Origin of the sequence: Streptomyces sp. NPDC005784 (genome assembly GCF_042871525.1) — a bacterium.
In the GTDB taxonomy this organism is placed as follows: domain Bacteria; phylum Actinomycetota; class Actinomycetes; order Streptomycetales; family Streptomycetaceae; genus Streptomyces.
On the sequence record NZ_JBIAIQ010000008.1, the window covers coordinates 200701 to 222323 of the forward strand.

Sequence of the window (21623 nt, forward strand, 5' to 3'; positions counted from 1 at the left end):
TCGTGTGCGGGGGCCCGTGGGGGGGGGGGGGGGGGGGTGGGGGCGGGGGGGGGGGGGGGGGGGGGGTGGGGGGGGGGGGCCCCCCGGGGGGGGGGCCCCCCCCACCCCATGAACACGTCCGGCGAACAGAAGAAGATCAGAGGGGGCCGAGCGTTCCGACGCCCTGGCCGTTCAAAGCCCGCACCTCGGTGTGCGGCCGCCGCAGCGGCGGAGTGACCGCGGGCATCCCGTCCGGCGAGACAGCCGGTGTTGTCCGGTTCCCCAGCAGCCCGCCCGACTGCGCGTCCTGCCGGTTCCCACCGGCCACCAGCAGGGCGTCGGCGGCGACGACGGCGTCGCGCACGCTGGTCGTTCCCGTCATCACACAGAGCGTGTACGTGACGTCCTCCAGTCGGCGGGCCGTCTCCAGCGTCTCCTTCTCGGCGTACGCGATCTTCAGGGCCGCGTAACGCGTCAGCAGCCTCCGGACAACCTTCGGGTCGGGCACGAGCACGGCGAGGGCTCCTCTCTCGAGTTTCCGTCCGTGTGCCCGGGTTCACGACGGTTCATTCGCAACAGGCGCCCCAGACAACCTATTTGGCCCAACGCCGCCTCCAAGGCGGATTCCTTTCGACTCCGCCGCCACGTACGGAGCCGAACGGCGCCCCGGGGAAGAGAGGTGTGACGCAAAGGAACGAGGGCACTTGGAGGCACTGGAGGTTGATACCGATGGTTCCCCTGCTTCTCGTTCTTCTGCTCGCCCTGGTCCTTTTCGGTGCGGGTTTCGCCGTCAAGGCGCTGTGGTGGATTGCGGTCATCGTGCTGGTCGTCTGGCTGGTCGGATTCGTGGCGCGTCCGGGCGCCTCCGGCGGCAGTCGCGGCCGCTGGTACCGCTGGTAGTCGCACCACGGACATCCGCGACCGAGAACATCCGCAAGAGATCTGTGTGCGAAGGAAAGGAACATGGCCACTTCCCCGACACCGAATTACACGGTCCCCGGCATCAGCACCCACGACGGCGGCCGGATCATCGACCTGCTGAGCAAGCGGCTGCACGCTCTCAACGACCTCTCACTCACGCTGAAACACATCCACTGGAACGTGGTGGGCCCGCATTTCATCGCCGTTCACGAAATGCTCGATCCCCAGGTGGACCGCGTGCGTGACATGGCCGATGACGCCGCTGAACGGATCTCCGCCCTCGGCGGGGTTCCACGCGGCACGCCGGGCGTGCTCGTCGCCGAACGGACCTGGGACGACTACAGCGTCGGCCGTGCCGATGCCATCGCGCACCTCGGCGCCCTCGATCTGGTCTACACGGGAATCGTCGAGGACCACCGCACGGCCGTGGCCGAGGTCGGCAAGATCGATCCGGTGACCGAGGACCTTCTCATCGAACAGCTGCGATCGCTCGAACAATTCCAGTGGTTCGTCCGGGCTCATCTGGAGAGTTCGGGCGGTTCGCTGTCTCAGGCCGGGGCCCGCACGGAACGCGAGGCCGCGCGATCGGCCGGGCAGGACACCGCGCGGTAGCGGCGGGAGAAGACGACGGCGGTACACGTCGGTTCGGACCCCGAACCGACGTGTACCGCCGCGCGTATGCCGTCAACACGAACCCGGTCACGCGCGTATGCCGTCACACGAACCCGGTCAGGTGCGGGCGATGTAGCTGCGCACGGTCGTTCCGGAGTCCTCGGTGTGCACACGGACGAGGTCCGAGATGAAATGCACGAGGAACAGACCCCGTCCGCCGATCTGATCGGGGCGCACGGGATGCCTGCCCGCCAGCGGATCGCTCAGCCGCCCCTCGTCCCGGACCTCGCACACGATGTGCTCGCTCTCGGCCCAGATCCGCAGGATTCCCGAACCGCCGCCGTGCACCACGCTGTTGGTCGCCAGCTCGGCGACGACCAGGCTCAGATCCTGCAGCCGGGCCCGTGCCATCCCGCGTTCCCGCGCCTCGCTCATCGCGAAGTCACGGGCGGCGGGCAGCAGTTCCGCGTCGAAGCGGACCGTCGCCGCCCCCGGCGGATGGCGCAGCGCTTCGTTGTAGCGCGCCAGCACCCGGTCCGGGTCGTAGGACGGGCTGACGCTCTGCCGGCCGGCGCTGATCACGACGGGGTGTGTGGCGTGGGCGTCGGCGATCACGTCGTGGGAGAGGGCTCGCGCGTCGTAGGGACAGAGGATCGTCACGTCCCGTCCGCCGAACGCCGTGTTGATCAGGGCTTCGTGCTGGGCGCAGGCCGGGTACTCCACCGCCGTACGGCCGTCCCAGATGGGTTCGCCGATGATCCGCACATGTACGTCGGGATGGGCGTCGGCGAATGCCCGCAGGACGGAGGGGATGATCCGGCCCGGGTTCCGGCCCGCCTGCGCCATGTCGATCCAGCGGACGCCTGTTCCGAGCGATCCCATTGCGCCGCGGATGAGCTCCAGTCGTGGCGCGGGAACGGCCACCGCCACCGGTTCCCCGGCGGCTACGCCGTCCGACACGAAACGCGTCGTCCCTTCCACGTACTCACGGTCGCCGCGATAGATGAGCGCGGGGTGGACGAAGGGTTCGCCGCGGAGGGCCGCCGTTGTCATGCCACGACCACCACACCCCCGAGCCCGCGTCCCGCGAACGCTCCCGCGTCGGGGCACACCGAGGGGAAGAGCGTCTGCGCTCCGTCCACTCGCCGATCAATGCCCACGGACTCACCCCGAAACCCATTTTACGTGGCCGCCGCCTCGGAGTCGGCCCCGGGAGGCCGCGGCTCCACCGCGTCGACGGCGCCCGGTGCCCACCTGCCCCGGGATCCGCGGCGGAACCGCCCGGGGCTCCGCCGCAAGAATTGCCGCCGTCGCCCCGCATCCGAAGAGTGTTCCTGGACAGAAGTACGACTGACCCGGCGCCGGCGGGGAGGCGGGACTTACGCGTTCCGAAGAATTTCGGCAACCGGGTGGCATGAGCGGTGTGAAGCAGGGCAGACGGGCCCTGTCATCATTTCCTTCGGACGATTTGGGGTGGACGGCATGGCGGCCGTGGCGACAGCGAAGGCAACGGACACGGCATACCAGGCAGCGACCGCCGAAGGGGGCGTCCTTCCGCAGATCGACGAGCCGCTGAAGGTCAGCCCGAAGGACGCACGCGAGCTGTCCCGCCAGTTCTTCGACCGGCTCACCGTTCTGGAGGAGGGCACGCACGAATACCAGTACGCGCGCAACACCCTCATCGAGATGAATCTCTCCCTCGTCCGGTACGCGGCGGCGCGCTTCCGCAGCCGGAGCCAGGGTGAGATGGAGGACATCGTCCAGGTCGGCACGATCGGTCTCATCAAGGCCATCGACCGCTTCGAACTCACCCGCGAAGTCGAGTTCACCTCCTTCGCGGTCCCCTACATCGTCGGTGAGATCAAGCGATTCTTCCGTGACACGAGCTGGGCCGTCCACGTGCCCCGCCGGCTGCAGGAGGCCCGCGTCGAACTCGCCAAGGCGACGGAGGAACTGCGGACCCGCCTCGGCCGTACGCCCACCACACGTGAACTGTCCGAGCTGATGTGTCTGACCGAGGAAGAGGTCATCGAGGCCCGCAAGGCGTCGAACGGCTACAACTCCTCGTCCCTCGACGCCGCTCTCACGGCCGACGGCGGCGCGGACGGCGAGGCCGTCCTCGCGGACTTCATCGGCGAGGAGGACGCCTCGCTGGAACTGGTCGAGGACTTCAACTCGCTGGCCCCGCTGATCGCCGAACTCGACGACCGTCAGCGCCGGATCATTCACCTGCGTTTCGTCGAGGAGCGCACCCAGGCGCAGATCGGCGAGGAGCTCGGTATCTCGCAGATGCATGTCTCCCGGCTGATCACCCGCATCATCAAGCGTCTGCGGACGGGGATGCTGGACCCCTCCGTCGCCTGACGCACCGCACGGCACGACCCGTACGACGGTCCCGTCGCCCCCTGGACTCCGGTCCGGAGCGGGTCGGCGGGACTTCGTGTGCGCGGTCCGGGCGACCCGGGCCAAAAGGGTTCTGTGTATCCCCGTCACTCGCGGTTATTCCTGTCACCGGCAACATTTTTGGGCCGCCGAAGAGTTTGTCCTCACGCTTTGTTCACAACCTGCTTTCTGGGTTAGCCTGCGGCGTATTTTCTTATCGGGAGGACCCGTGATCTGCGGGTATTCCACGGACAGGCGGGGGCGTCCGTGGGCCCGGCGCGGTTCCGAGTTCCGTGACACGGGACTCCAGGGGAGCGGAACGAGGGTGGCCATGACCAGGGCAGCGAGCGGGACGTCCGTACGGACACCGGGCGAGCAGGAGTTGCGTCAACTGCTGGCCGGCCTCACCGCCGTGCGCGACGGTGACTTCGGCACCCGGTTGCCCGACGAGACCGGTGGTCTGCTGGGCGACATCGCCACGGTGTTCAACGGCATGGTCGACCAGCTGTCGGTGTTCACCTCCGAGGTGACACGGGTGGCGCGCGAGGTGGGCACGGAGGGGACCCTCGGCGGCCAGGCGGAGGTGCCGGGCGTCTCCGGTACCTGGGCCGACCTCACCGACTCGGTCAACGCCATGGCGGGCAACCTCACCACGCAGGTCCGTGACATCGCGCAGGTGGCCACGGCCGTCGCCAGGGGCGACCTCTCCCAGAAGATCGACGTGCCCGCCCGCGGCGAGATCCTGCAGCTGAAGGAGACCGTCAACACGATGGTCGACCAGTTGTCGGCGTTCGCCGACGAGGTCACCCGCGTCGCCCGTGAGGTCGGCACCGACGGACGCCTCGGCGGACAGGCCCAGGTTCCCGGCGTCGGCGGCGTCTGGCGCGATCTCACCGACTCCGTCAACTTCATGGCGGGCAACCTCACCGCCCAGGTCCGCAACGTCGCTCAGGTGACGACGGCGGTGGCTCAGGGCGACCTCTCCCAGAAGATCACCGTCGACGCCCGCGGCGAGATCCTGGAGCTGAAGAACACCATCAACACGATGGTCGACCAGCTGTCGGCGTTCGCCGACGAGGTCACCCGCGTCGCCCGCGAGGTCGGCACCGACGGACGCCTCGGCGGACAGGCCGACGTCAAGGGCGTCAAGGGCACCTGGCGCGACCTCACCGACTCCGTCAACTTCATGGCGGGCAACCTCACCGCCCAGGTCCGCTCGATCGCGCAGGTGGCCACCGCCGTCGCGAAGGGCGACCTCTCCCAGAAGATCACCGTTGACGCCCGCGGCGAGATCCTGGAACTCAAGGAGACCATCAACACGATGGTCGAGCAGCTCTCGGCGTTCGCCGACGAGGTCACCCGCGTCGCCCGCGAGGTCGGCACGGCGGGCAACCTGGGCGGACAGGCCACGGTGCGGGGCGTCTCCGGCACGTGGAAGGACCTCACCGACAACGTCAACGTCATGGCGTCGAACCTGACCGGTCAGGTCCGCTCCATCGCGCAGGTGGCGACCGCGGTGGCCCGCGGCGACCTGTCGCAGAAGATCACCGTCGAGGCGAAGGGCGAGGTCGCCGCCCTGGCCGACGTCATCAACACGATGGTCGACACACTGTCCGCGTTCGCCGACGAGGTCACCCGCGTCGCCCGCGAGGTCGGCACCGAGGGACGCCTCGGCGGCCAGGCGCACGTGCCCAACGTGGCGGGCACCTGGAAGGACCTCACCGACAACGTCAACTCGATGGCCAACAACCTCACCGGACAGGTGCGCAACATCGCCCTGGTGACGACAGCGGTGGCCAAGGGCGACCTTTCCAAGAAGATCGACGTCGACGCCCGCGGCGAGATCCTCGAACTCAAGACGACCATCAACACCATGGTCGACCAGCTCTCCGCCTTCGCCGCGGAGGTCACCCGCGTCGCCCGCGAGGTCGGCAGCGAGGGAAGGCTCGGTGGCCAGGCCGAGGTGGAGGGCGTCTCGGGCACCTGGAAGCGGCTGACCGAGAACGTGAACGAACTCGCCGGCAACCTCACACGCCAGGTCCGCGCCATCGCCGAGGTCACCAGCGCCGTGGCCGAGGGCGACCTCACCCGGTCCATCACCGTGGAGGCCTCGGGCGAGGTCGCCGACCTGAAGGACAACATCAACTCCATGGTGGAGTCGCTGCGTGAGACCACGCGCGCCAACCAGGAGCAGGACTGGCTCAAGACGAATCTGGCCCGTATCTCCGGCCTGATGCAGGGCTACCGCGACCTGGACGTGGTGGCCGACCTCATCATGGACGAGCTCACCCCGCTGGTCACCGCACAGTACGGCGCCTTCTACCTCGCCGAGGAGACCGTGAAGGGGACGGAGCTGCGGCTGGTCGGGTCGTACGGCTATCCCGACGAGCACGGGCGCCCCACCCGCATCCCGCTGGGCCGCTCACTCGTCGGACAGGCCGCGCGCAGCCGTCGTGCCATCACCGTGGACGAGGTGCCGCCGGGCTACGTCACCATCTCCTCGGGACTCGGAGAAACGGCGCCGACTGCTCTGGTGGTGCTCCCCATCGTGGTCGAGGAACAGGTGCTCGGCGTCATCGAGCTCGCCTCGGTCACCCGCTTCAAGCAGGGCCACCGGACCTTCCTCGAACAGCTGATGGAGACCATCGGCGTCAATGTCAGCACCATCGTGGCCAACGCGCGCACCGATGAGCTGCTGGGCGAGTCGCAGCGACTGACCGCCGAACTCCAGGCGCGCTCCGAGGAGTTGCAGGTCCAGCAGGACGAACTCCAGCGTTCCAACGCCGAGCTGGAGGACAAGGCCTCGCTGCTCGTGACCCAGAACCGCGACATCGAGGCGAAGAACCTCCAGATCGAACAGGCCCGGCAGGAACTCGAAGCACGGGCACAGCAGTTGTCGCTGGCCTCCAAGTACAAGTCCGAGTTCCTCGCCAACATGAGCCACGAACTGCGGACCCCGCTGAACAGCCTGCTCATCCTCGCCCAGCTGCTGGCGCAGAACCCCTCGCGCAATCTCACGCCGAAGCAGGTCGAATACGCCGGCATCATCCACTCCGCGGGCTCCGACCTGCTCCAGCTGATCAACGACATCCTCGACCTGTCGAAGGTCGAGGCAGGCAAGATGGACGTCACCCCCGAGCGCGTTCCGCTGCGCCAGCTCCTCGAGTACGTCGAGGCCACCTTCCGCCCGATGACCTCGCAGAAGAGTCTGGAGTTCACGGTCAGCACCGCTCCCGGGGCCCCGGTCGACCTCCTCACCGACGACTCCCGGCTGCGCCAGGTGCTGCGCAACCTGCTGTCGAACGCGGTCAAGTTCACCGAGCGGGGCCGCGTCGAGCTGCGGATCGAACCGGCGGCCGACCAGGAGATCCCCTCGGGCGTACGGCGTGGCGGCACGGTGGCGGCCTTCCGGGTCAAGGACACCGGTATCGGCATCCCCGAACAGCAGCTGGAGACGATCTTCGGCGCGTTCCAGCAGGCCGACGGCACCACGAGCCGCAAGTACGGCGGGACCGGTCTGGGCCTGTCCATCACCCGGGAGATCGCCCACCTGCTCGGTGGAGCGGTCACCGTCGACAGCACCCCGGGGCAGGGCAGTACGTTCACACTCTTCCTGCCGGTTGCCCGGCCCGACTTCGAGCAACTGCTGGCCGGCGGCCGCACGTCCGAGTCCGCGCCGGACGAGGGCGGCACGGCGCTCACCCGGCCGCGGCACGCCGTTACCGGTTCGATCAGCCTGCCCAGCCGGCGGCGACGACGGCTGCTGGTCGTCGAGGACCGGCCGCGGGGCCTGCTGACGCTCGTGGCCGAGAGCGCGGTCGGGGATGTCGCCCGCAGCCGGGACGAGGGCGACGCGCGCGAGGGCGTCGACGTCATCACGGTCGTCGGGGCGCAGGAGGCGGCGAGCGCGCTGGCCGCCGAGCCGTGGCACTGCGTCGTCCTCGAACTCGGCATGCCGGAAGGGGAAACGGCCCGGTTCCTCGAAGCGGTCGAGGGCGACTCGGCCCTCGCGACCGTTCCCGTCCTCGTCCACAACGGCAGCCGTGTCGACCTCGCCCAGGAGCAGGCGCTGCAGTCCCGCTCCGGGGCCCGGTCGCTCGAATTCCTGTCCAGTCTGGACGAGTTGCGCGAGCGCATCGCACTGCACCTGTCCGCGGAACAGCCGGGCGACGTCGTCCCGCTGGTGCGCGCCGAGGAGGCGCGGAACCGGCCCGCGCAGCCGATCGACAACGCCTTCCAGGGCCGTACGGTGCTCGTCGTCGACGACGACGCCCGCAACCTCTTCGCGCTCAGCGGGATTCTGGAGCTCCACGGATTCCAGGTGCTGCACGCGGAGAACGGCAGGAAGGGCATCGAGACGCTGCTGAGCCGGCCCGAGGTCGCGCTGATCCTGATGGACGTGATGATGCCCGAGATGGACGGGTACACCGCGACCGCCGAGATCCGCAAGATGCCCCAGTACGCCGACCTGCCGATCATCGCGGTGACGGCGAAGGCCATGCCCGGCGACCGGGAGAAGAGCCTGCTGTCGGGTGCCAGCGACCATGTCACCAAGCCGGTCGACACCGACGACCTCATCGCCTGCGTCCGACGCTGGCTGGGGGCATGACATGGCACTCGGCACCCACCACGACGGCCGGTCGGCGGGATTCCCGCCGCTGCGGCCCCTCCCCCGCCCTCCGCAGGGTCCCCGCCGAGGAACGGCCACACCGTGAACATTCCTGAGACAACCGACGCGGACGTCGCCGAGTCCGGGGACACCGTCGCGGACGGCGAACGGGCCGCCGATCTCCCGGGCGAGGATCGGACGTCTCCGGTGGGACGGCTGGCGGCCACGGTCGAACGGCTGCGCAGCGAGGTACGGGCCGCCCAGGTAGAGGCCGACGGACGGGCCCTGATCGAGCTGGCCAAGGGCATCCTGGTCGAGCGGCTGGGCTGCGGGCCGGCGCAAGCCGCCCGCCAGCTCGCCGAGTTGGCCGAACAGGCCAAGGTGCCGCTGCTCCAGCTCGCGGTCGAGATCATCAACCAGGCTGCCCACGACCGGCTTTCGGAGGTGACCAGCACGTTCCTCGCCGTCACGGCGGAGCGGGCACCGCACGACGACGCCCCCGCGGTACGGCTGCGCGCGGCCGAGAGCGGCGCGCTGGCGGCCAGCGACACCCAGGCGGTGGCCGATTCCCTGCTCCAGCACGCGCTGACCCCGCTCGGGGCCGTCGCCGTCGCCATCTGGGCCGCGGATGCCGACGGTTCGCTCTCCCTGGCGGGCAGCGCCGGATTCTCGGCGGCCGAGGCCAGACGCTGGCGTTACGTACCGCCGGGCGTGGCGACGATGGCGCGCCGCGCCCTGTCCGAACGTACCGTGCAGTGGGCGCACTCGCTGGCGGACACCGGACTGCCGTCCATCGGCCACGCGGAGTATCCGGACGGCGGACGGGTCGCGGTACCGGCCGGCTCCGGGGGCCGTATCCATGGCGTCATGGAGATCGCCTGGCCGTCGACCCTGGAACCTCAGCCCCCGCAGGTCGCCCGTCAGGTCGAGGCGCTGGCCGAGCTGTGCTCGCACACGCTGGAGACCCACACGCTGCCGAACGACGGCCATGACGTGCGGGGAACGACCGATGTCTGTGAACTGATCGACCTGGTCGACGGGTTGCACGATCCGGCCCTCGTCCTGGTGCCCCACCTCGACGACCACGGACGGCTTGCGGACTTCCGCATCCGCCATGTGAACGGACGCTTCCTCGATCCGGCCGGCCGGCCCCGTGGCACCGTCCACGGGGCGCTGCTGCTGGAGGCCTATCCGATGGCCGCCGGGGACAGCGACCTCTTCCAGTGCATCGAGCGGGTCTACGCCACCGGGGAACCGTTCCGGGCACAGCGGATGGATCTCACGGCACTGGTCGACCAGGTGCCGCTGTCGGCCGTGGCCGACATCAACGTCAGCCGGCACGGCGGAACCGTGCTGCTCATCTGGCGCATAGAGGACGAGACCGCGCGGCTGGCGAGTCTCCTCCAGCACGCCCAACGGCTCGGCAGGATCGGCGGCTTCGAGGAGAACCTGCTGACCGGCGAGATCATCTGGAACGAGACGCTCTTCGACCTGTACGGCCGCTCCCCCTCGGGCCCTCCCGTGCCGTTGGAGGAGCTGCCCGCGCACGCCCATCCGGACGACGCCGTCACGATCGGCCGCTTCCTGCGTACGGTCCTGCACCATCGCCGGCCGGGCACGGCCGCGTTCCGGCTGCAGCGTCCCGACGGGGTCACCCGGCACATCCGCATGGTGGCCGAGCCGGTGCTCGACGCCGACGACCGGCTGTTCGTGGTCCGCGGGGCCTACCAGGACATCTCGGCGCAGCACTGGACCGAGGTCGCGCTGGCCGTCACCCGTGACCAGCTGGCGCACACCGAGCAGCAGGCGCACGAGCGCAACCGGCTGACCCTTCAGCTGCAACACGCGATCATGCCGCCGACGCATGCGCCGTTGCGGGCTCCGGGTCTCGATGTGGCGGTGCGCTACCGGCCGGCGGAGACCGAACACCTCGTCGGAGGGGACTGGTACGACGCCGTCGTCCTGCCTTCCGGCCTGGTCCTGCTGTGTGTCGGGGACGTGGCCGGTCACGGGATCGAGGCGGCGACCAGCATGGTGGTGCTGCGCAACGCGCTGCGCGGACTCGCCGTGACGGGCGCCGGACCCGGCCAGTTGCTGTCGTGGCTCAACATCGTGGCGCATCATCTGACGGGCGGGGTCACCGCCACGGCGGTCTGCGGGATCTACGATCCGGGCCGCCGCGTTCTGCGCTGGGCCAGGGCCGGACATCTGCCGCCCGTTCTGGTCCGGGACGCGGACGCCAACCCGCTTCCGCTCCTCAAGGGCATCCTGCTCGGCGCCGTCCCCGAGGCGACGTTCGAGGAGGACGAGGTGCAACTGGCCGTCCACGACACGCTGTTGATGTACACGGACGGTCTGATCGAACGGCGTGACCGCTCGGTGGAAGTGTCACTGCGCCAACTGCTCAACGCGGCCCGTACGACGTCCAGGACGCTGGACCATCAGCTCGACCGGCTTCTGACGTACAGCAGGTCCGACACGGACGACGACACCTGCATCGTCGGCATCCAGGTCCAGTAGGCGGGACGAACCGGGTCCGGGCCGCCCAACGCACGAAATGCGGCCCCGCCGGCAGCCGGGGGGAGTGACTGCCTGCGGGGCCGTGCAGCTCGAGTTCACCAGGGGGGTAGCTTCCTCGAGCTGTCTCAGGATGCTGCTGCCCCGGCTCCGGCGATGCATGCACACGGGTTTCCGGCCGGGATTCCCCTCGTATGGCCGAGCATTCGGCTCAGAAACGCTCACGCAGGGCCCGCAGCAGCGGCTCCAAGGAGGCCACGACGAGCTCCGGGGGAACCCCGGCGTCGTGCAGCAGTCTCGCTCTGGCGGGGTTGCGGGCATGTCCGAGGAAGCGGACACCGGCCCGGTGGGCCGCCGCGTGGTCGAAGGGAGTGCCGCCGATCATCAGCGAGGCTTCCGGCACCGCCCCCATCTCGTTCAGGGCTCGTTCCAGGATCGCCGGACGCGCATCGAGCAGACTCAGGTCCGGCGTACGGGCGTATATGTGCGGAGCGAAGCAGGGCATGAGCCCCCTGGAGTCCAGGTACGAGGTAACGGTCCGGGCCGAGTTGTCGGTCGCCACGGCGAGCTTCGCCCCGACCGCCACCCAGGTGTGGATCAGCGGATCCGCGTAGGCCGTCGGCATCGCGGTGCGGGCCGCCGTCAGCTCGAACCGGGTGAGACGTTCTTCGAGTTCGGCCAGCGGCTCGCTGCCGGGATGACGTCGGGCCACCGCCGTAAGCGTGCCGTACGGGTGGCCGCGTTCCTCGTCGGTGAGCGCCGCGTACAGGCCCCGTTCCGTCAGCCATTCCGCCTGGGCCCGCGCGAAGACCTCCGCCGAGTGCCGGGAGAAGAGCTGGCAGATCGGGCCGTCGAAGCCGAAGAGGACATACCGCGTCCGCGCGACCAGTTCCCGAACGTTCTCGATCCGACTCGTCACCACCTTGGTCTGTCCAGTCCCGGCAGTCACCAATCGAGCGAGTGTCGGCCGGCCGGTGTCCGTAGCTCGGGCTTCGGCACCGGCACCGGGACAGACCGGGCCGGCCGAGCGTCAATGGGCCATGTCCGCGAGGTGCGGTACCACCCGGGTCAGCCGCAGGACGCCCCACAGGACCACCCCGGCCCCGATCAGTTCGGGGAGCAGCCACCAGCCGGTGCGGATCGTCTCGTCGAAGAGGGTGACACCGAGCAGCAGGCTCAACGTCGCGTCGCCGATGGTCAGCGCGGGCTGCGAGGCGACCAGAGGGCCCGCCTGAAGGGCGTTCTCCAGCAGCAGGACGGCGACGACACCGGTCACGACGAATCCATACGTCTGCCAGACGCCGAGGAAGGCGACGAACCCGTCGTCGTCGAGCGTGCCCACGGCCGACTTCAGCAGCGCGGCGGTCAGCGCGTTGCTGATGGCCGACGCCGATCCCAGCACGGCGGCGCGGAACAGCGGCGGGCGGCCCGGACGGGCGACGGCGACCGCGACGGCCACGGTTCCCAGACACAGGATCAGTACCGGGATCCAGCGTTCCATGGACGCGTCGGACCGTGCTCCGGAGGGAGCGGCCGAGAGGAGGACGAGCCCGAGGCCGGCCACCACACCTGCCACGGCCCACCATCCCGCGCGCGGCAGCCGGCGGTGCAGCAACGGGATGGCGATCATCAGGGCGAAGGGCAGTTCCAGGATGAACAGGGGCTGCACCAGGGACAGCGGCCCGTTCGCCAGTGCCAGGGCCTGGAAGAGCGCGGCCCCGGTCACCCCGGCGATGCCGATGAGCCACGGGGGCTGCCGGGCCAGTTGGAGGATGAGCCGCAGTCCACCGCCCTCGGCGACGCGGGAGGCCGCCTTGCGCTGGAATGCCGTGCCCATCGCGTTGCTGGCGGCCCCGAGAAGGGCGAACAGCACGGCCAGTCCTGTCACTCCTCCACCATGCCCCGGGACGGCGGGCCGGGCCTCCTCGGGCTCGCCGACCGGACGACGCGGTACCGGGGCGGGCCCGTCGCGGAGAGCTCGGCCGGATCTCGGCCGGATCTCTTGCGGAGCGGACGGCTCCCCGGGATAGGGTCGGCGCCAGTGCTTGGGAAGCAGGCACGCCCCGCGTGAGTCCGCGGGCCGCGCGATCGCGTCCCCGGCCGTGCGGCGGCGGCCCGCACTGCCTTCCCGTGGGTATTCGGGCTGCTGGTGGAAACCGACGCCGTCAGTGAGGATGCCGCACACCATGAGCCAGGAGTCACAGCTCCCGCCCGCCGCCGAGGGGCGTGTCCCCGAGCCGGACGCGGACTCCGCAGGCCTGCGCGAGGAGATCGTGCGGCTGCGGGAGAAGAACGCCGACCTTCAGGAGCGTCTTCACGCGCACCCGGCAATCTCACTGGCCCAGGGCGTGCTGATGGAGCGCTACCGGCTGCCCGCGCCCGAGGCGTCCTTCACCCTGCTGCGCGAGGCGTCGCAGCGGTTCATCATCAAACTGCACACGCTGGCGGACGCGGTCGTACGGACCCGGCACAGCCCCGAGGGACCGGCCCGTGCCGCGGAACGCACCCGGACGCCCCCTCCCCCGCTGCCCGGCCTGCGGATCGCCGGGGCCGATCGCCCGCACCAGGGCGAGGTGCTGAGCGCCGCCCTGCACCGGGTCCTGGACATCACCCAGACCGGGATGGGCAACGTCCAGCTCGCCGAGGGAGGGCGGCTGCGGATGGTGCGGCACGTGGGTCTCGAGCGCGAGTTCACGAGCTTCTTCGCGTTCGTCGACTCGCCCACGACGTCGTGCGCGCAGGCCGCCGAGGACCGCCGGCAGGTCACCGTCCGCGACGTCGCGACCGCCGATGTCTTCGACGAGGGTTCGCGGCGGGTCATCCTGCGGGCGGGCAGCCGGGCCTGTCACAGCGTGCCCCTGGTCAACCGGGCCGGTGTGCCGATCGGCATGGCCTCCTCGCACCACGAGCGGCCGCTGCCCGGGCTCAGCCGCGCCCAGCTCCACACCCTGGAGGCCACCGGCCTCATGGTGGGCCGCTGGCTCTCCTGGCACCGGCACACCGTCGTACTCGACGCACTGGCCCATCTGCACACGGCGGCGACCGAGGAACGCTGAGCACCCGCCCGTCCCCGTGGTGGCGGGGCTCCGTGCGGGCCGATCGGAATGCGCGGCGGCACGGAATGGAGGAGCGTGGTGGCTGAAGGAGGAGTGCCATGGCCACGAAGGCCGCGCCCGGTCAGCGGGACGACCACCGGGGATGGCTGCGCGGCTCGCCCCCTCCGCGCTGGGTACGGCTGCTTCCGCCGGTCCTGCTGGTAGGGGTCTGCGTCGGTGAACTCGCGAGCAGCCACGCACTGGACATCGGCTTCCTGCTGGGCGCCATTCCCTCCCTGGCCGTGCTCTCCTACGGGCCCCTGGCGACGGCCGGCTTCGGCGTGGTCGTCGTGTTGCTGCTGACCATCCCCGCCCTGGAGCTCAACCGTCCGGGCAACGCGGACCTCCTCACCATCAGCTTCATCGCCGTGCTCAGCGTCTTCGTGGCCCTCGTCCGCAGCCGCAGGGACGCGCATCTGGTCACGGTGCGGTCGGTGGCGGAGGCCGCCCAGCTCGCGGTTCTGCCGCCGCTGCCCGACCGTGTCGGTCCGGTCCGCTGCGCGGGGCTGTACCGGGCCGCGCAGCGGGAGACGCTGGTCGGTGGTGACTTCTTCGACGTACGCGACGGGCCCTTCGGGGTCCGGGCCGTGATGGGTGACGTACAGGGACACGGGCTGTCGGCCGTGGGGACGGTCGCCTCGCTTCTCGGGGCGTTCCGGGAAACGGTGCTGGACCAGCGCGATCTGGAGGCGGCCGCGGCCCGGCTCGATCGCAGGCTGGTGGTGGACTCCGCGGCGGTCGATCACGCCGAGTTGTTCGCCACCGCGCTGCTCCTGGAGTTCACAGCCGACGCCGACACGGTGCGGCTGGTGTCCTGCGGGCACCCTTACCCGCTGCTGTTGCGCGGCACGAAGGCCGTCGAACTCGACACCGAGCAGGGGTCCCCGCTGGGGCTGGGGTTCTTCGAGCTGTCCCCGCCGCATGTGCGCACCGTCGACCTGGAGCCCGGCGATCGGCTGTTCCTGGCGTCGGACGGCGTGAGTGAGAGCCGGGATCGGGCCGGCGCCTTCTATCCGTTGCCGGATCGGCTGGCCGCGTTCGCCGAGGAGCCCCCGGACGCGCTCATCGACCGCGTGTGGCAGGACCTCGTCGAGTTCTGCCCCTCGATCCGCGACGACGTCTCCATCCTGGTCCTGACGCCATGCCTCCGAAGCGACGGGAACGGCGACAGCGACGGCAACAGTGGCTGACGGCTCGGGGCAGGGGCGGGTCCGTGGTCCCGCCCTCCGTCTTGCTCAGGTTGCCGCGATGTCCAGCGCCGCGACGTACCCGAACGTCATCGCGGGACCGATCGTCGAGCCCGCCCCCGCGTAGCTGTGGCCCATGACGGCCGCGCTGGCGTTGCCCGCCGCGTACAGACCGGGTATCACCGTGCCGTCCGGGCGCAGGACGCGTGCGCGGGCGTCCGTGCGCAGACCGCCCTTGGTGCCCAGGTCGCCGGGGACGATCCTGAACGCGTAGTACGGCGGGAGCCACAGCGGCGCCAGACACGAATTGGGGAGGATCGCGGGGTCCGTGTAGTAGTGGTCGTAGGCGCTGTCGCCTCGGTGGAAGTCCGTGTCCGTGCCGCTCAGGGCCAGGCTGTTGAAGCGGCTGACGGTGGTGCGCAGGGCGGCCGCGGGGACGCCCATCCGGCCGGCGAGGTCGTCCAGGGTCCACGCCTTGCAGGCGGCGCCCGAGGTGTACCAGGAATCGGGGAACGTGAAGGTCGGCGCGATGTCCTTGAACAGGTAGCGGTTGCGGTAGTTCTGGTCGACGACCAGCCATGCCGGGATGTCCGGAGCGCTCGGGTTGCGGTCGTACATGGTGTGCACGACGTCGCTGTAGGGCCGTGCCTCGTTGACGAAGCGCGCTCCGGCGGCGTTGACCAGCAGGCCGCCGGGCAGCGTGCGTTCGGCGAGGCAGAAGTAGGGCTGGTCGGGCAGCGGGATGGCCGGGCCCCACCATGCGTCGTCCATCAGGTCGAGCGCCGCACCGGCACGTCGGCCCGCCTGGATGCCGTCGCCGGTGTTCTCCTTGGCGCCCACCGTCCAGGCGGTCCCGATGGGCTGCCGCTGGAACTCGGCGCGCATGGCGGCGTTGTGCTCGAAGCCGCCGGAGCCGACGATGACCCCGCGCCGGGCCCTGACCAGGCCGGACGCGCCGTTCTGGGTGACCACAGCGCCGGTGACGGCGCCGCTCTCCATGAACAGGTCGGTCAGCGGGGTGTTCAGCCACACCGGGACCTGGGCGGCGAGCAGGCCCGCGCGCAGTCCGGCGGCGAGCGACTGGCCCATGGTCAGCGGTTTCTGGCCGAGCAGCGCCGCGTTGGTGCCCCGGGCCAGGCACTCGGTGGCGACGGCCGCGCCCTTCGCGCTCACGGCGGCGAGGGTGAGCCACTTGTAGTCGGCGCTGAAGACGACCATGCCGGCCGGGACCGCCATGTACGCCGGGTTCAGGTGGGCGAGTTCGGCTCCGAGGATGTTGCCGTCGAGTTGGTCGGGCTCCATGGAGCGGCCGCCCGGGAGGCCGCCGGGGAGCTCCGGGTAGTAGTCGCTGTACCCCTCCATCCAGCGGAAGCGCAGTGGGCTGTTGGCCAGGACGAAGGCGATCATGGCCGGTCCGTTGCCGAGGAAGGCCTGTCGACGGGCGGCGGAGACGTCCGGGCCGACCACGGCCGCGAGGTAGGCGGCGGCCTTGGCCGGGGTGTCGGGGACGCCGGCGGCGAGGATCACGGGGTTGTTGGGGATCCAGATGCCCGCGCCGGAGCGTGCCGCCGAGCCGCCGAAGGTGGGCGCCTTCTCCAGGACGACGCAGCTCAGTCCGTGTTTCGCGGCGGTCAGCGCCGCGGTCATCCCCGCGGCTCCGGAGCCGACCACGACGACGTCGTACGTGCCGAGCAGGGGCAGGTCGGCCGCCGCGGCGGGACCGGCGGCCGCGGTGACACCGGCGGCTCCGGCGGCGAGCGCCAGGGAGGCGCCCGTGGCCGCGCCGAGCACCCGGCGCCGTGACGGGCCGGGGGCCGAGAAGGAGTCGGTATGTCTGGCGGGGTCCGCGCTCGGGGACATGGCAGGGCGCTCCAGCAGGGCGAAGGAATGTGAGGCGTTCCGTGCTCCGGGAGCCGACAGGCCCCCGCCGTACCGGTTCTGATGCAGCGTCAGGAAATGTCGCGCGAGGGTCTTGTGAAGTCAAGAGCAAGCGGATCAGACCTCGCCGATCACCCCAAGATCGGACACAAGTTACCAACCGGTATGTAGTGACTTAACAAGCCAGTAACAGTAGAACCTGTTCCCACTCATCGAGAGTGAGGAGTGTCACATGGGTGACATCAACCAGCACAACGAGGATTCCAGAGGTGTCTCGCGCCGACGATTCATTGCTGGAACAGGTTCTATTCTTGGAGCAGTGACCCTCGCGGGCCGCGCCGTCGCGGCCCCGGCTCGGATCGCGACGGCGGCCTCGTCGATCCCTTCCGGAGCACACGTCCCCGTCCTGGTGATCGGCACCGGATACGGCGGATCGGTCGCCGCCCTGCGCCTCGCCCAGGCGGGTGTCGACGTGCAGATGGTCGAGATGGGCATGGCCTGGGACACACCGGGCTCGGACGGCAAGATCTTCGCCAACACGACCAGCCCGGACCAGCGTTCGTACTGGCTGCGCACCAAGACCAAGCAGCCCCTCAGCAACTTCCTCGGCTTCCCCATCGACAAGGACATCCCCCGCTACACGGGGATCCTGGACGCCGAGGAGATGGGCCAGATCATCGTGTACCAGGGCCGCGGCGTCGGCGGCGGATCGCTGGTGAACGGAGGCATGGCGGTCACCCCCAAACGGGAGAACTTCGGCGCGATCCTCCCGTCGGTGAACGCCGACGAGATGTACGCGACCTACTATCCGCGCGCCAACGCCGCGCTCGGTGTCGGTCTCATCGACCCGGCGTGGTTCGACACGACGGACTGCTACCAGTACGCACGGGTCGGCCGTAAGCAGGCCCAGCGCTCCGGTTTCCCGTTCGTCTTCGTGCCCGACGTGTACGACTGGGACTACATGAAACAGGAGGCGGCCGGCACGGCCACCAAGTCGGCACTCGCCGGGGAGATCCTCTACGGCAACAACTACGGCAAGAAGTCCCTGCAGAAGACCTATCTCGCCCAGGCCGCGGCCACCGGCAAGGTCACCATCTCACCGCTGCACAAGGTCACTTCGGTCGCACCCGCGGCCGGCGGGGGCTACACGGTCCTGATCGACCAGCTCAACACCAACGGCGACGCCACGGCCTCCAAGACGGTGACCGCGGACCGGGTGTTCTTCGCGGCCGGAAGTGTCGGAACCAGCAAGCTCCTGGTCAAGCTGAAGGCAACCGGCGCACTGCCCGGCCTCAACGGCGAGATCGGCCAGGGCTGGGGCGACAACGGCAACGTCATGTGCGGCCGGGCCAACCATCTGTGGGATCCCACGGGCGCGCTCCAGGCCAGCATCCCCTGCGGCGGCATCGACAACTGGACCGCGGGCGGCGCGTTCGCCGAGGTGGCGCCGCTGCCCACCGGCATCGAGACCTACGCGTCGTTCTACCTGTCCATCACGAAGAACCCGAACCGCGCCCAGTTCTCCTGGAACGCCGCCACCGGCACCGTCGACCTCAACTGGCAGACCGCCTGGAAGCAGCCCGGCATCGACATGGCCAAGTCGATCTTCGACAAGATCAACGCGAAGGAGGGGACGATCTACCGGACCGATCTCTTCGGCGTGTACAAGATCTGGGGCGACCACCTCACCTACCACCCGCTCGGCGGCGCCGTGCTCAACAAGGCCACCGACAACTACGGCCGCCTGCAGGGCTATTCGGGCCTGTACGTCATCGACGGCTCGCTGATTCCCGGCAACACCAGCGTCAATCCCTTCGTCACGATCACGGCCCTCGCCGAACGCAACATCGAGAACATCATCGCCGTTGACCTCTAGCGTGTCCGGGCCGCGCGGGCGGCCCGGATCCGCTCGGTGGGCCGGATGCGCCGAGCGGCCCTGATCCGTTCAATGGGTCGGCAGCACGCACACGGCGTCCAGGCCGAGCACATGGTTGAGCCGGCCGAACGCCAGCCAGGAGCCGATGCTCATGGTCAGCTCCACGATCTCCCGCTGGCTGTACAGCGCGGTCATCCGTGTCCAGAACTCCTCGTCCAGACCGTGGTGGTCCAGGGCGTACCGCTCGGCGTACTCGGCGGCCAGCCGGGTCCGGTCGTCGAAGGCGTCGGCGGTACGCCACTGGGTCACCGCGTCGGCGAACTCCTCCTCGACCTTCTGCCCTTCCCGCTCCGTACGCCAGTCGAGGCAGAACAGGCACCCGTTGATCTGTGCGATGCGCAGGCGGGCGGCCTCGAACTCGCGCAGGCCCAGCGTCGTGTGCTCGTACACCGACAGGGAGAAGTTCGCCGCGGCCATGCCGATGCCGGGCACCATCTCGCCCCACACGTATCCGATCGGTTCCTGTCCCTCGGGAATGTCGATGTGCAGGGTCATGGGTCACTTCCTTCCGAGTCGGCCGACTGCGGGGCGCAGCGGGACGTCGAGTGCGTCGTAGAGCCCTGGTTCCGCGTCCACCAGCCAGTCGATGGCGCCGACCAGGCGGCCGACCGCGGTGGCGTTCCCGCCGGCGGAGCGGTTCTCGCCCTCGTCGGTGGCCGCGACGGTGACCTCGATGCGCGGACGGCCCTCGATGATCACGCGGTGGGCGCCGTCCCCGTCGGGCGGCACCGGCCAGTCCGGCGCACAGGACGCGTGGATGCGGGTGACGTGCTCGATGACGATCCGGGGTTCTCCCCCGACGATCCCCTGTACCTCGAATCGCACGGCGCCCTGGGTACCGGCCGCGAACTCGCCCATGGTGCGGGTGTTCACCGTTTCCGTGAGCGGTCGCCGCTCCAACGTCTCGCGGATGTCGTCGAGTTCGACGCCTAGGCCCCGCGCCATGAGCCGTATCTGACCGCCCCACACCATGGTCGGGATCGACGGGGCGAGCATCAGCGGCTCGTAGTCCATCGGCTGCCCCATGCCGACCAGGTACCGTACGGATTCCTCCTGTTCGTACGTGGAGTAGTCGAATATCTCCTGGCAGCGGATGGCGTCGACCGTGGTGCCGAGAGCGCTGATCAGCAGGGGCAGGACGTCGTTGCCCCAGCCCGGATCGACTCCGGAGACGAACAGGGAGCCGCCGCCGTCCGCGATGGCGGCGAGCATCGGGTCCCGGAACTCCGGCGGGGCGTTGCGCTGGTCGTAGAGCGGGTAGAGGGCGGGCGTGACGACCACCGCACCGGCCCGGATCGCCCTGCCGATGTCGGCGAGGGCCTCGTCGGGGCGGATGTCGCCGGTGGCCGCGTAGACCACGGCTCCGGGGCCCGCGGCCAGGACGGCGTCGATGTCGTCGCTCGCAGCGACGCCGAGGCCGTGGTCGAGCCCGGCGAGCTCGCCCGCGTCGCGGCCGACCTTGCCGGAGTCGTGGACGAGCACGGCCGCGAGTTTCAGCTTCGGGTGGGCCTCGACGGCGCGGATGGCCGCGCGGCCGACATTGCCGGTACCCCAGACCACCGTGGAAATCATGCGGCGGAGGGTAGCGAGACTGCCTCGAGGTTCCTATAGCCGTGACCGGGGAAAAGAATCCGGACGCGAAACCACCGGTGGAGGTGTCCCGGGGCGCACGACGGGACGCCGGCGGTACGGAGGCGCGAGTGCCGGGGTGCCGCACGTCCGGAGGTGACCGGGTGCGGCTCGGCGGGTGTCATCGGTGTCACCCCCTAAGCTCGACGCATGGCCAAGTACTTCGACGTCCACCCGGAGAACCCGCAGCGGCGCATCATCACCCAGGTGGTGGAGATCGTCCGCAGTGGCGGACTGATCGTCTACCCGACGGACTCCTGCTTCGCACTCGGCTGCGCGCTCGGCAACCGGGACGGGATCGACCGCATCCGCTCGATCCGCCAGCTCGACGAACGGCACCATTTCACTCTGATGTGCGAGGACTTCGCGCAGCTGGGGCACTTCGTACGGATCGACAACGCGGTCTTCCGCACGGTGAAGGCGGCGACTCCGGGCAGCTACACCTTCATCCTCCCGGCGACGAAGGAGGCTCCGCGCAGGCTGCTGCACCCGAAGAAGAAGACCGTCGGGGTGCGGATTCCGGACCATGCCGTCGCCCAGGCGATCCTCGCCGAACTCGGCGAGCCGCTCCTGTCGAGCACGCTGCTCCTGCCGGAGGAGGACAAGCCGCTGACCCAGGGCTGGGAGATCAAGGACCGCCTCGATCACGTGGTGGACGCCGTCATCGACTCCGGCGACTGCGGCACCGAGCCGACGACCGTCATCGACTTCTCCGGCGCCGAGCCCGAGGTCGTACGCATCGGAGCGGGTGACCCCTCCCGGTTCGAGTAGGTCCCCGGAACGACGTGGGCCGTGGGTCCGCCGGGGGGGCCCCCCGCGCGGCCGGTGGGGGGGGGTGTGGGGGTGGTGCAGGTGAGCTGGGGGTCAGGGCGGTGGCC

At 70.0% G+C, this 21623-nt stretch carries 16 protein-coding genes; 9 read left to right on the plus strand and 7 right to left on the minus strand.

Translation table 11 applies throughout. The features are described from left to right. Positions 1–136: 136 nt before the first annotated feature. A complete protein-coding gene (locus tag ACFYR3_RS16530) occupies positions 137–493 on the minus strand; it encodes a DUF5133 domain-containing protein (protein ID WP_389283518.1) in 357 nt (118 codons plus the stop codon). Between the two features lie 215 nt (positions 494–708). On the opposite strand from ACFYR3_RS16530, the gene ACFYR3_RS16535 reads away from it, so the two are divergent. Together ACFYR3_RS16535 and ACFYR3_RS16540 are read left to right on the plus strand one after the other, a co-directional pair. Continuing rightward, positions 709–879, plus strand: a complete 171-nt coding sequence (locus ACFYR3_RS16535) for a hydrophobic protein (protein ID WP_355850741.1) — start codon at positions 709–711, stop codon at positions 877–879. Positions 880–942: 63 nt separating this feature from the next. Beyond that, a complete protein-coding gene (locus ACFYR3_RS16540; RefSeq protein ID WP_389283520.1) occupies positions 943–1512 on the plus strand; it encodes a Dps family protein in 570 nt (189 codons plus the stop codon). Positions 1513–1629: 117 nt separating this feature from the next. Here ACFYR3_RS16540 and ACFYR3_RS16545 read toward each other — a convergent pair whose 3' ends face one another. Beyond that, positions 1630–2565 carry a sensor histidine kinase gene (locus ACFYR3_RS16545; protein WP_355850735.1) on the minus strand — a complete coding sequence of 312 codons (936 nt, stop codon included), beginning with the start codon at positions 2563–2565 and terminating at the stop codon, positions 1630–1632. 429 nt (positions 2566–2994) lie between these two features. On the opposite strand from ACFYR3_RS16545, the gene ACFYR3_RS16550 reads away from it, so the two are divergent. From ACFYR3_RS16550 to ACFYR3_RS16560, 3 genes are all read left to right on the plus strand, one after another. Then, entirely contained in the window at positions 2995–3876 is an 882-nt protein-coding gene (locus ACFYR3_RS16550) for an RNA polymerase sigma factor SigF (protein WP_355850732.1), read from the plus strand. A gap of 349 nt (positions 3877–4225) precedes the next feature. Next, positions 4226–8503 carry a HAMP domain-containing protein gene (locus ACFYR3_RS16555; RefSeq protein ID WP_355850729.1) on the plus strand — a complete coding sequence of 1426 codons (4278 nt, stop codon included), beginning with the start codon at positions 4226–4228 and terminating at the stop codon, positions 8501–8503. A gap of 102 nt (positions 8504–8605) precedes the next feature. Beyond that, positions 8606–11023 (plus strand): SpoIIE family protein phosphatase, encoded by a 2418-nt coding sequence (locus ACFYR3_RS16560; protein WP_389283523.1) that lies wholly within the window; start codon positions 8606–8608, stop codon positions 11021–11023. A 208-nt stretch (positions 11024–11231) separates the two neighbouring features. On the opposite strand, the gene ACFYR3_RS16565 is transcribed toward ACFYR3_RS16560, so the two are convergent. Together ACFYR3_RS16565 and ACFYR3_RS16570 are read right to left on the minus strand one after the other, a co-directional pair. Beyond that, on the minus strand, positions 11232–11969 hold the full coding sequence (locus ACFYR3_RS16565; RefSeq protein WP_355850723.1) for an HAD family hydrolase: 738 nt from the start codon (positions 11967–11969) through the stop codon (positions 11232–11234). Positions 11970–12050: 81 nt separating this feature from the next. Continuing rightward, the gene (locus ACFYR3_RS16570; RefSeq protein ID WP_389283525.1) at positions 12051–12908 is read right to left on the minus strand and encodes a DMT family transporter; all 858 of its coding nucleotides are present in this window, start codon (positions 12906–12908) and stop codon (positions 12051–12053) included. A gap of 298 nt (positions 12909–13206) precedes the next feature. Between ACFYR3_RS16570 and ACFYR3_RS16575 the strand changes: the two genes are divergently transcribed. Together ACFYR3_RS16575 and ACFYR3_RS16580 are read left to right on the plus strand one after the other, a co-directional pair. After that, complete coding sequence (locus ACFYR3_RS16575) at positions 13207–14076, plus strand: ANTAR domain-containing protein (RefSeq protein WP_389283527.1); 870 nt, start codon at positions 13207–13209, stop codon at positions 14074–14076. Between the two features lie 98 nt (positions 14077–14174). Beyond that, entirely contained in the window at positions 14175–15305 is a 1131-nt protein-coding gene (locus ACFYR3_RS16580) for a PP2C family protein-serine/threonine phosphatase (RefSeq protein ID WP_355850711.1), read from the plus strand. 45 nt (positions 15306–15350) lie between these two features. Here the strand turns inward: ACFYR3_RS16580 and kstD are convergent, their stop codons facing one another. Next, positions 15351–17162, minus strand: coding sequence for a 3-oxosteroid 1-dehydrogenase (gene kstD, locus ACFYR3_RS16585; RefSeq protein ID WP_389283529.1), 1812 nt, complete (start codon positions 17160–17162; stop codon positions 15351–15353). Positions 17163–17412: 250 nt separating this feature from the next. Here kstD and ACFYR3_RS16590 point away from each other — a divergent pair, with 250 nt between their 5' ends. Next, on the plus strand, positions 17413–19056 hold the full coding sequence (locus ACFYR3_RS16590; RefSeq protein WP_355850705.1) for a GMC oxidoreductase: 1644 nt from the start codon (positions 17413–17415) through the stop codon (positions 19054–19056). 69 nt (positions 19057–19125) lie between these two features. Here ACFYR3_RS16590 and ACFYR3_RS16595 read toward each other — a convergent pair whose 3' ends face one another. Both ACFYR3_RS16595 and ACFYR3_RS16600 read right to left on the minus strand, forming a co-directional pair. Beyond that, a complete protein-coding gene (locus ACFYR3_RS16595) occupies positions 19126–19605 on the minus strand; it encodes a carboxymuconolactone decarboxylase family protein (protein WP_355850813.1) in 480 nt (159 codons plus the stop codon). 9 nt (positions 19606–19614) lie between these two features. Then, entirely contained in the window at positions 19615–20688 is a 1074-nt protein-coding gene (locus tag ACFYR3_RS16600; RefSeq protein ID WP_389283532.1) for a dihydrodipicolinate reductase, read from the minus strand. A 207-nt stretch (positions 20689–20895) separates the two neighbouring features. Between ACFYR3_RS16600 and ACFYR3_RS16605 the strand changes: the two genes are divergently transcribed. Then, positions 20896–21516: an L-threonylcarbamoyladenylate synthase gene (locus ACFYR3_RS16605; RefSeq protein ID WP_355850699.1), complete on the plus strand. Its 621-nt coding sequence runs from the start codon at positions 20896–20898 to the stop codon at positions 21514–21516. Positions 21517–21623: the final 107 nt, after the last annotated feature.